Genomic DNA, 9984 nt, shown 5'->3' with positions numbered 1-9984 from the left:
CGCCCGGTTACATTCCGAACCCGGAAGCTAAGCCTTTCAGCGCCGATGGTACTGCAGGGGGGACCCTGTGGGAGAGTAGGACGCCGCCGAACAATATTTGAAAAAGGCCCGGTCGGGAGCTTCGGCTCCCGACCGGGCCTTTTTGTCTTTGTAGGCTGACGCCATGCGCTATGACCTGGTCATCTTCGACAACGACGGGGTACTCGTCGACAGCGAGCCGATCTCCAACCGGCTCCTCGCGGGCTATCTCACCGAACTGGGCCATCCCACCACCTACGAGGACTCCCTGCGGGACTACATGGGATCCGCCATGCACCGCATTCACGAGCTGGTCCTGGAGCGCACCGGGCAGCGGCTGCCCGCCGACTTCGACGCCACCTTCCACTCCCGCGTCTTCGCCGCCTTCCGCCGCGACCTGGAGCCGGTGGACGGCATCGCCGCCACGCTGAACGGTCTGCGGGTGGACGGGACCCCGTACTGCGTGGCCTCATCCGGAAGCCATGAGCGCATACGGGTCGCCCTGCGGAAGACCGGGCTCTACGACTACTTCGGCGAGGACCGCATCTTCAGCTCCGAGGACGTGGGCCGCGGCAAGCCCGCCCCCGACCTGTTCCTCCACGCGGCGAACCACATGGGCACGACCCCCGGCCGGTGCGCCGTCGTCGAGGACAGCCCGCTCGGAGTGCGGGCCGCCCTGGCGGCCGGGATGGACGCGTACGGCTACACGGCCATGACCCCGGCCGACCGCCTCCCGGGCGCCCGGGCCCACTTCTCGGACATGGCCGAAATGCGAATACTGCTCAGCTCTACCCACAAGTAGCGCCGGGGGCCTACGCTCCTCGGCCATGACGGATACGCGCCCGGGCCCGCGGCTGCGGCATGGCCGGGCCTCGCTGGCCATCAGCTTCTTCGTCCAGGGCGCGATCTTCGCACTGCTCGTGACCCGGATACCCGCGCTGCAGGACCGCTACGGGATATCCGACGCACTGCTGCCCCTCTTCCTCGCCGCCGTGCCGGTCCTCGCCGGGGTGGGCAGCGTCACCACCGAACACCTCGTCAAGCGGGTACGGCCGGGACGGGTGCTGCGCGGGGTCCAGCCCGTCGTCTCGCTCGCGCTGCTCGCGGCGGGGTCGGGCTCGGCGGTGTGGCAGCTCGCCGTGGCGCTCGCGGTCTTCGGCCTCACCGTCGGCGCGCTCGACGCGTCGATGAACATGCTCGGGGTGAGCCTGCAACGCGCGTACGGGCGCAGCATCATGCTCGGCTTCCACGCCGCGTACAGCCTGGGCGGGATCGCCGGGGCCTCGCTCGCCTGGGTGGGCGCGCACGAGGACCTGCCGCTGCCCGTGCTCTACGCGCCGCTGGTGGCGGCTCTCGTGCCCGTCGCGTTCATCGCGGGCCGCTGGTTCGCGGACGACCCCCGCGGCCCCGGAGACGGCGGCACAGGCCCGGACGGAGGCACGGGCGCGGCGGGCGGCGCGGAGCACCGCGTCGTGAGCATGCGGCCGCTGCTGCCGCTCTGCCTCGTCATGGCCTTCGCCTACATCGGCGACTCCACGGTCTCCAACTGGTCCGCCAAGTACCTGGAGGACGTGCTGCACAGCTCCGATCAGCTGGCGACGGTGCCGTACAACGTCTACATGGTCACCACCCTGCTCGGCCGGTCCTTCGGCGACCTCGGGGTGCGGCGGTTCGGTGCGGCCGCCGTCGTGCGGGCCGGGGCGCTGCTTGCGGCGGGCGGGTTCGCCGTGGTCGCCGCGGCGCCCGGCGCCTGGGTGGGGATGCTCGGGTTCACGATGCTGGGGCTCGGGCTGTGCGTGCTGGTGCCGCAGACGTTCGCCGCCGCCGGGCGGCTTTTCCCCGGGGCGTCGGACGCGGCCGTCGCGCGCCTGAACATCTTCAATTACGTGGGCTTTCTGATCGGTTCGCCGCTGGTGGGCGCGCTGGGCGGCGCGTGGAACTACCGCGGGGCGATGCTCGTGCCGATGGCGCTCGTGCTCGTGACGCTGGTCTACGCGAGGTCGTTCGGCGCCGCACCCGCCCGATACGGTGACGGGCATGAGCGGCCGCGCACAGTTGATGTGGGATGAGCAAGTAACCGGATACGACTTCGGTGCCGGGCATCCGATGGACCCGGTCCGGCTCGCGCTGACCATGCGGTTGGTGGAGGCGTACGGGCTCGACCGGGCGGTCGGGGTGGTGGCCGCCAAGGCGGCCGGCGACTCGACGCTGCGGCTGGTCCACCGCCAGGAGTACATCGAGGCGGTGCGGCGGGCCTCGGCCGATCCGGCGGGCGCGGACGGTTCGTACGGGCTCGGGACCATGGACGACCCGGCGTTCGCCGGGATGCACGAGGCGTCGGCGCTGATCGCGGGGCAGTCGGTGGGCGCCGCGGAGAGCGTCTGGCGCGGTGAGGCGCTGCACGCGGTGAACTTCGCGGGCGGGCTGCACCACGCCATGCCCGGCGGCGCCTCCGGGTTCTGTGTCTACAACGACGCGGCGCTGGCGGTGGCCCGGCTGCTGGAGCTGGGCGCCGAGCGGGTCGCGTACGTGGATGTGGACGTGCACCACGGCGACGGCGTGCAGGCGGCCTTCTGGGACGATCCGCGGGTGCTGACCATCTCGCTGCACGAGCACCCGCGCACCCTCTTCCCGCAGACCGGATGGCCCGAGGAGACCGGCGGCGAGGGCGCGGTGGGCTCGGCGGTGAACGTGGCGCTCCCGGCCGGTACCGGGGACGCCGGCTGGCTGCGGGCCTTCCACGCGGTGGTGCCGGAACTGTTGGCCGACTTCCGGCCGCAGGCGCTGGTGACCCAGCACGGCGCGGACACCCACATCGAGGACCCCCTCGCCCATCTGGGCGTGACCGTGGACGCGCAGCGCTCGGTCGCGGAGAGCTGCCACCGGCTGGCGCACGAGCACGCGGACGGGCGCTGGATCGCGCTCGGGGGCGGCGGCTACGCGGTGGTGGACGTGGTGCCGCGGTCGTGGACGCATCTGGTGGCGATCGCGGCGGGGCGGCCGGTGGCGCCGGAGGCGGAGGTGCCGGAGGAGTGGCGGCACGAGGTGTACCGGCGGACCCGGCTGGAGGCGCCGCGGCGGATGACGGACGGGCGCGAGCCGCGCTGGCAGGACTTCGCCGAGTCCGGCTACGACCCCGCGGACCGTCTGGACCAGGCGATCCTGGCGACCCGCCGGGCCGTCTTCCCCCACCACGGCCTGCTGCCGTAGGCCCCCGGGGCGCCACGCTCTCGTACGCCAGTGTTAGGCCGACCGTGGTAACTCGGGGCGTTCCCCTTCGGGCACGTGCGGTGATCCAGCAGCATCGGTGGGGTGTTGAGTACCGCCGCGCTGCGTGCGCATCTGCTGGCGGCGCGGCTCGCCGGGCCGGTGACCACCAGCCGGGAGGAGAGCCTGCGCCGGTATCGGCTCTTCGCCGCCCGCGACCCCCGGGTGCTGCTCGGCCTGGATCCCGAATACGACTGGTCCTTCACCGAATTGCTTCGCCTCATGGGGAGTAAATGCGGGGTTTCGGTCAACCCGGCCCATGTCTCCGGTCACGATGTGATCGACCCGGAGCGTACGATCGCCGCCCTGCAGACCTTCGCGGACCGGCTCCGGGTGGCCGCCGAGACGCGGGCGCCGGTGCTCCTGGGCACCGGCCACCCCCACCGTCTCCTGGGTTTCTACGCCGCGTTGGCGTCGGCCCTCTCGGCGGCCGGATGTCCGGTCCTCACCCCGGCGGACGGTAGATGTGTCGACATAACGACTCGCTTTGGCGTACGTACGTACCAGCTCACCTACGTACGGGGAGTCGCGATGGTGCGGGAACCCGGCGCCCGGCCGACCGCGAGTGAGCCGGGCGCCCACAGTCACTCGCCCCTCCCGGTTCGCGTTGCCCTCGCCTGTGCCGCGGAGTCCGGGGGGCCACTTCCGGGGCTGGTGATCGGGGACCACGGATGGGTCTGCGGAGCAGGTCAACTGGGGTTTGCCGCCATCGGCCTTGCCGACACCGACGACCCCGCGCTGTTCGTCGGGGAGGCCGAGGGGCAGGTATCCGTGGCCGTTCCACTTGATGACGCTGTGCGGTCCGGTTACTACCGGCCGCTTACTCGCTATGTACTCAATCGAGCGTGTCTGTCACAGTAGGCGTGCGATCGCTACTCCTCTTCCCCACTCGCATCACCCGCCCCTAACCTGGGGATGAGCGCGCATGCGAGCAGGAGTCACCGGAGGGGAAGCCGGTGCCCGACATGTGCGGAAGGTTCAGGTGGTGTGTCATGGCTGCTGGCGAACGGCCTCTGAATGAGGTTCAGTTTCTGACCGTGGCGGAAGTCGCCTCGGTGATGCGAGTCTCCAAGATGACCGTGTACCGCTTGGTGCACAGCGGTCATCTGCCGGCGATCAGGGTGGGCAGGTCCTTCCGGGTCCCGGAGCAAGCGGTGCATGAGTACCTCCGCGAGTCCTATGTGGGGGTGGAGTCCGCTTAGGTCGACGACCCTCGGATTACGTGGTTCGCCCGGTGGCGGGTAGGCTGGCCCGATGTAGGTCGTGTGGGCTCGGACGCCCCGCACCGAGTGATTCGAAGTGAGCGAGGGTAGTCGTGGGCTCTGTTATCAAGAAGCGGCGCAAGCGGATGGCGAAGAAGAAGCACCGCAAGCTGCTCAAGCGCACGCGCGTCCAGCGTCGTAACAAGAAGTAACACCAGCGACGCTGTGTTCGTCCCGCAGCCCTTCCACCCACGGTGGAAGGGCTGCGGTGCGTGTGGCGGAGGCCCCGGCTCAAAACGTCGCACCGTGCGGCGAGTGGTCATCACAGCGCAACATCGACCGGTTACGGTGGTCCGCACAGCCCAGCTCGGACGAGGGTGGGAAGGAAGGCGCTGATCTTGGGAAAGGTCGTGCTCGTCACCGGAGTCGCCCGCCGGCTGGGGGGCCGTTTCGTACGGCGCATACAGCGCGAGCCGGACGTCGACCGGGTCATCGGGGTGGACGCGGTCGCTCCCGAACACCAGCTGGGCGGAGCCGATTTCGTCCGGGCCGACATCCGCCACCCCACGATCGGAAAGCTCCTCGCCGAATTCGGCGTCGACACCGTCGTCCACATGGACATCAACGGCACCCCGCTCGGCGCCCGGGGCAACCGCACCTCGGTCAAGGAAACCAACGTCATCGGCACCATGCAGCTGCTCGGCGCCTGCCAGAAGGCGCCGTCGGTCCAGCGGCTGGTGGTGAAGTCCAGCACCAGCGTGTACGGCTCCGCGCCCCGCGACCCCGCCGTCTTCGGCGAGACCACCCCGCCCAAGTCGCTGCCGAGCGGTGGCTTCGCCAAGGACACCGTCGAGGTCGAGGGGTACGTACGCGGCTTCGCCCGGCGCCGCCCCGACGTCGCGGTGTGCGTGCTGCGCTTCGCCAACATCCTCGGACCGTGCGCGGACTCCCCGCTCGCCGAGTACTTCGCGCTGCCGGTGCTGCCCACCGTCATCGGCTACGACCCGCGGCTCCAGTTCGTCCACGAGAAGGACGCCCTGGAGGTGCTGCGGATCGCCGCCTCCGAGCCGCGCCGCGGCACGCTCAACAGCGGTACGTTCAACATCGCGGGCGACGGGGTGCTGCTGCTCTCCCAGGCCGCCCGGCGCCTGGGCCGCCCCACCCTGCCGCTGCTGCTGCCGACCCTCCGGTGGGCCCGCACCGCGCTGCGGTCCCTCGGCATCACCGACTTCTCGCCCGAGCAGATCCGGCTGCTCACCCACGGCCGGGTGGTGGCCACGACCCAGATGCGCGAGACCCTGGGATTCGAACCCGAATACACCACCGCCGGCGCCTTCGCGGACTACGCGCACAGCCGCGGTCCCGGGCTGCTCCCGCCCGAGACCCTCGCCCGTACCATCGACCGGCTCGGCGCCCTGCTGCCCGCCGGCGCCCAGAAATGAGGAGCGCGACCACCATGGCGGATGCCAAGGTCATTCCGTTCGGTGAGGAACCCCGGTCCCGGCGGAAGGGGCCGCACACGGGCCGTGCGAACCGGTCCCAGGGTCCGCTGAAGCCCGTACCGCAGCAGCGCGACGAGGAGCTGGAGCACCACCCCGAGACCTCCGCGGCCTCCGCCCCGCCACCGCCCCCGCACCCGCCGAAGCGGGCACCGGGCGGCGGCGACTGGGAGCGCAAGCTCGCCCACGGGCTGAGCTTCCTGCGCCGCCGGATCACCGGCGAGTACGAGGTCGACGACTTCGGCTACGACGAGGACCTGACCGACCAGGTGCTGATGTCGATGCTCCGCCCGATGTACGAGAAGTACTTCCGGGTCGAGGTCAAGGGCATCGAGAACATCCCGGAGGAGGGTGGCGCGCTCGTGGTCGCCAACCACTCCGGCGTGCTGCCGCTGGACGGGCTGATGCTCCAGGTCGCGGTGCACGACAACCACCCGGCCCAGCGCCATCTGCGGCTGCTCGCCGCCGACCTGGTCTTCGTGCTGCCGGTCATCAACGAACTGGCGCGCAAGGCCGGTCACACCCTCGCCTGCTCCGAGGACGCCCAGCTGCTGCTGGAGCGCGGCGAGGTCGTCGGGGTGATGCCGGAGGGCTTCAAGGGCATCGGCAAGCCGTTCGCGGACCGGTACAAACTGCAGCGGTTCGGGCGGGGCGGCTTCGTCTCGACGGCGCTGCGCGCCGGGGCGCCGATCGTGCCGTGCTCGATCGTGGGCGCCGAGGAGATCTATCCGATGGTCGGGAACGCGAAGACGCTGGCCCGGCTGCTGGGAATCCCGTACTTCCCGATCACGCCGACGTTCCCGCTGCTCGGACCGCTGGGGGCGGTGCCGCTGCCGACGAAGTGGACGATCCAGTTCGGTGAGCCGATCCCGACGGACGGGCATCCGCCGGAGGCCGCGGACGATCCGATGCTGATGTTCAACCTGACGGACCAGGTCAGGGAAACGATCCAGCACACGCTGTACAAGCTGCTGGTGCAGCGCCGCTCGGTGTTCTTCTGAGGGACGGTCTTCGGGTCCGGCGGCGGGGCCGCCGGACCCGGTACGGCTACCTCGTGTCGTCGCCGTCGAGATCGAGGCCCGGCAGCAGGTCGGGCAGCAGCGGCGGGATGGTGATGTCCGGCTGGGACGGCTTGCCGCCGCCCGCTTCGCCCTTGCCCGCGGGCGGGCTCGGTGACGCCGCGCCGGTCGGCGGGTCCAGCAGACCGCCGGCGCCGCCCACCAGACCCTGCTCCTCGGGGTCGGCCGACGCCGACGGGTGCGGCTTGGCGGAGGCGTCACCGGGGCGGCTGTGGCTCGGGGCGGCCGGGGAGGACGCCGCCTGGCCGCGCTCCGGCTCCACCGCGCCGGGGCGCGACGGCAGCTCACCGCTCGACTGGCCGGACGGCCCGTGCCGGTCCCGGGTGGTGGGCAGCAGCGAGCGCAGCGGACCGACCTCATCGTCTATGGCGTCGAAGACCGAGCTGACCTGCTGGCCGACGTCCATGAGCTGGACCGGCAGCTGCTCGCGCAGCCGGCTCCAGCCCTCGCGGTGCGCCGTGGCGAAGGTGGACAGCTCCCGCATCGCGCCGAGCGAACCGTCCCGCTTGTAGACCTGGCGCAGCAGCCGGTGGCCCTCGGAGGCGTCATGGCGCATCCCGGACAGGGCCCGGCGGATCTCGCCGAGCTGCTCGTGGTCGAGATCGCCGGAGCGGGTCCGCTCCATCAGCCGACGGGCCTCGCTCAGCCGGGTGGACGCCTGGTCCAGATAGATCCGGCCGCGGTCGGCGTCGCCGTCGGCCATCTCCAGCTTCAGGTCCTCCATGCCCCGCTTGAACCCGTAGAGGGTGTCGCCCGGGAGCGCGTCGGAGCTGGCCGCGGCGACTCCGCCGAACGCGCCCGCCGCGACTCCCACGGTGAGCCCCCCGGCCGCGAGCCCCTTGGACCAGCGGGAGCGGGGCCGGAGTCTGGCCACCGGGGGTTTCGCCCGGTGGGCACCGCTGCTGCGGCGGCGCTGCTCGGGGACGCGGGACGCGCCGTCCGCGAAGGCGGCCTCCATGGCGGCGATGAGCTGGGCCCGCTGGGCCGTTTTGACGTCCGCGGACAGTGTCGGCTTCGGCAGCTCGCCGAGCTGCCGGGTCAGGCCCATCAGCCGCTGCTCGCCGGGGCTGTCCGCGGTGGGGCCGGACGGTTCGGCCCCGGTCGCGGTCGCCCCGGTCGTGTCCTGGGACGCCTGGTGCCGGCTCTCCAGCGCCTCCAGGGCCTCCAGCGCCTCGGCGAAGGCGTTCGCCCGCCGGTGCGCCGATACGTTCGCGATCACGGGCGGCACCTCCTCTTCTCGTGACGGTCGACTCCCCAGGACACCTGGAGGTTCCGTGCCATGCGCGCGTCCACCCGATCGAGTGAGGGGACTACGGGCAGGGTACGACCGCGAGGCGCCTGCACCTCCCACAACGAGCGGCGCGGCACAGGGGTTACGCCCTCCCGATGATCGGACCACACGCCGCGCCCGCGCTTCCGGGGTTCCAGCGGGTCAGCGGGCGTCGTCCGGCAGCAGCCGCGCCAGGGTGCGCACGGCCCGGTACTGCAGGGTTTTGATCGCGCCCTCGTTCTTCCCCATGACGCGGGCGGTCTCGGCGACCGAGAGGCCCTGGAGGAAGCGGAGCGTCACGCACTCCTGCTGCTGCGGGTTGAGTTTTCGCACCGCCTGCAGCAGCGCCGCGTTGGAGAGGGACTCCAGGACGGAGTCCTCCGGGCTGCGCTCGACCTCGTTGGCGTCGAGCATCTCGCCGGTGGTGACCTCCAGCCGGAAACGGCTGGACTTGAAGTGGTCGGCGACGAGGTTGCGGGCGATCGTCACCAGCCAGGCGCCGAAGTCGCGGCCCTGCCAGGTGAAGGTCCCGATGCGGCGCAGGGCGCGCAGGAACGTCTCGCTGGTGAGGTCCTCGGCCGTGGCCCGGCCGCCGACGCGGTAGTAGATATAGCGGTACACCGTGTCGGCGTACTGGTCGTAGAGACGCCCGAAGGCCTCGGCCTCGCCCGCCTGGGCGCGCTCCACGAGGTCCATCATCCGGCGGCTGTCGCTGTCGGCGCTGGGCCGGCGCGCGGTGGAGGCGGAGCCGCGGGAACGTCTGCCGACCGCCGCGCCGCCGTCGGTGAGGGCATAGCAGGGACTGGCGGCGCCGGACCGGCTGACCGTGCCGTCGGCGGTACCGGCGGCACCTGCCGGACCGGCGGGCACGGGCGAGGCGAGGGCGAGGGCGGGGACGGCATACGCGGTGGGGACGAAGCCGCGCAGACAGTCGAGGACCGTTGCGCGCAGCGTAGCCAGGCCCGAGGCGTCAACCCCGACGTGTGGGTACACGGGACTCCCAGAGGCAGAGCTTCCATCACGTGCAGTACGGGACCGTTCACCCGCCGTAGGGACGCGTGGGTACCGGTTTGCGTCTAAGGAGAATAACGCTTCGTATAGGCGGCGCTACACCCAGTTGCTCAAATCATCGTTTCCGTCTGCTTCGTTATGGATTGATGACCGATCAAGTAAAGAGTGCAGTATGGGAGTTGATCGAAAAGCTTCGCTGCTTGTGCGCCGGTATGGCGTGTTGTGACAAAGCGGCGGTAAGGGGACTGGCGGGGGCGCTGTGGGCCAGCAAACGCGGATTGACTGAAACGGGACGGAGGCGGTCGTTCGATGACCCCGCGCATCGCTGCCCATGCCGTCACGCAGCGCGACGATCAGTCAAGCGCGGGCATGCCCGGTCACCCTCGCTCGGCGACGGTCGGTCACGGCGCCGGGCGCCTTCCGGCGACGCCCGGGGCGCTTCCGGTTCCGCCGCGCGGGTGACGCGCCGGTGACCGGGCCGGCGCCCCGGGCCCAGGGGGTGTCTTGCCGATCATGCCGGGCTCCCGGCGTCTGGCACGGCATCTCGCGGCCCCGCGCTCGTCGCACGCAGCGCCGCTGCGCTCTCCTCACGCGGGTTGCGAGCTACCGCACCAGACGCCGCTCGCTGATCCGGCCCG

At 71.4% G+C, this 9984-nt stretch carries 10 protein-coding genes and 1 rRNA gene; 9 read left to right on the top strand and 2 right to left on the bottom strand.

Going from position 1 to position 9984, the window contains the following annotated elements; genetic code table 11:
• The 9 genes from rrf to ABZ562_RS40815 form a co-directional block, all read left to right on the top strand.
• Positions 1-92 (top strand): 5S ribosomal RNA (rrf, locus tag ABZ562_RS40855); the annotation flags it as partial.
• A 71-nt stretch (positions 93-163) separates the two neighbouring features.
• Complete coding sequence (locus tag ABZ562_RS40850) at positions 164-820, top strand: HAD family hydrolase (RefSeq protein ID WP_361490476.1); 657 nt, start codon at positions 164-166, stop codon at positions 818-820.
• 25 nt (positions 821-845) lie between these two features.
• Positions 846-2087 (top strand): MFS transporter, encoded by a 1242-nt coding sequence (locus tag ABZ562_RS40845; RefSeq protein WP_361490473.1) that lies wholly within the window; start codon positions 846-848, stop codon positions 2085-2087.
• A complete protein-coding gene (locus tag ABZ562_RS40840; protein ID WP_361490470.1) occupies positions 2056-3228 on the top strand; it encodes an acetoin utilization protein AcuC in 1173 nt (390 codons plus the stop codon). Before ABZ562_RS40845 ends, ABZ562_RS40840 begins: the two co-directional genes overlap by 32 nt.
• Before the next feature lie 102 nt (positions 3229-3330).
• Positions 3331-4146, top strand: coding sequence for a phosphatase (locus ABZ562_RS40835; protein ID WP_055555861.1), 816 nt, complete (start codon positions 3331-3333; stop codon positions 4144-4146).
• Positions 4147-4277: 131 nt separating this feature from the next.
• Positions 4278-4487 carry a helix-turn-helix domain-containing protein gene (locus ABZ562_RS40830; RefSeq protein WP_014053989.1) on the top strand — a complete coding sequence of 70 codons (210 nt, stop codon included), beginning with the start codon at positions 4278-4280 and terminating at the stop codon, positions 4485-4487.
• Between the two features lie 113 nt (positions 4488-4600).
• Complete coding sequence (locus ABZ562_RS40825) at positions 4601-4699, top strand: AURKAIP1/COX24 domain-containing protein (protein ID WP_003948845.1); 99 nt, start codon at positions 4601-4603, stop codon at positions 4697-4699.
• A 186-nt stretch (positions 4700-4885) separates the two neighbouring features.
• A complete protein-coding gene (locus ABZ562_RS40820) occupies positions 4886-5929 on the top strand; it encodes an NAD-dependent epimerase/dehydratase family protein (protein WP_361490467.1) in 1044 nt (347 codons plus the stop codon).
• 14 nt (positions 5930-5943) lie between these two features.
• A complete protein-coding gene (locus ABZ562_RS40815) occupies positions 5944-6987 on the top strand; it encodes a lysophospholipid acyltransferase family protein (protein ID WP_361490465.1) in 1044 nt (347 codons plus the stop codon).
• 46 nt (positions 6988-7033) lie between these two features.
• Here the strand turns inward: ABZ562_RS40815 and ABZ562_RS40810 are convergent, their stop codons facing one another.
• Both ABZ562_RS40810 and ABZ562_RS40805 read right to left on the bottom strand, forming a co-directional pair.
• Complete coding sequence (locus ABZ562_RS40810; RefSeq protein WP_361490463.1) at positions 7034-8284, bottom strand: DUF5667 domain-containing protein; 1251 nt, start codon at positions 8282-8284, stop codon at positions 7034-7036.
• Positions 8285-8497: 213 nt separating this feature from the next.
• Positions 8498-9328 (bottom strand): ECF subfamily RNA polymerase sigma factor, BldN family, encoded by an 831-nt coding sequence (locus tag ABZ562_RS40805; protein ID WP_361490460.1) that lies wholly within the window; start codon positions 9326-9328, stop codon positions 8498-8500.
• Positions 9329-9984 lie beyond the last annotated feature (656 nt).

It is taken from the genome of Streptomyces sp. NPDC019937 (genome assembly GCF_040631655.1).
GTDB lineage: Bacteria > Actinomycetota > Actinomycetes > Streptomycetales > Streptomycetaceae > Streptomyces.
Note: the sequence above shows the minus strand (reverse complement) of the source record. Positions and strands in the feature narration are given on the sequence as shown.

Coding starts and splice junctions, on each gene's coding strand:
- ABZ562_RS40850 (WP_361490476.1), top strand. CDS start 164: ATGCGCTATGACCTGGTCATCTTCGACAACGACGGGGTACTCGTCGAC.
- ABZ562_RS40845 (WP_361490473.1), top strand. CDS start 846: ATGACGGATACGCGCCCGGGCCCGCGGCTGCGGCATGGCCGGGCCTCG.
- ABZ562_RS40840 (WP_361490470.1), top strand. CDS start 2,056: ATGAGCGGCCGCGCACAGTTGATGTGGGATGAGCAAGTAACCGGATAC.
- ABZ562_RS40830 (WP_014053989.1), top strand. CDS start 4,278: ATGGCTGCTGGCGAACGGCCTCTGAATGAGGTTCAGTTTCTGACCGTG.
- ABZ562_RS40815 (WP_361490465.1), top strand. CDS start 5,944: ATGGCGGATGCCAAGGTCATTCCGTTCGGTGAGGAACCCCGGTCCCGG.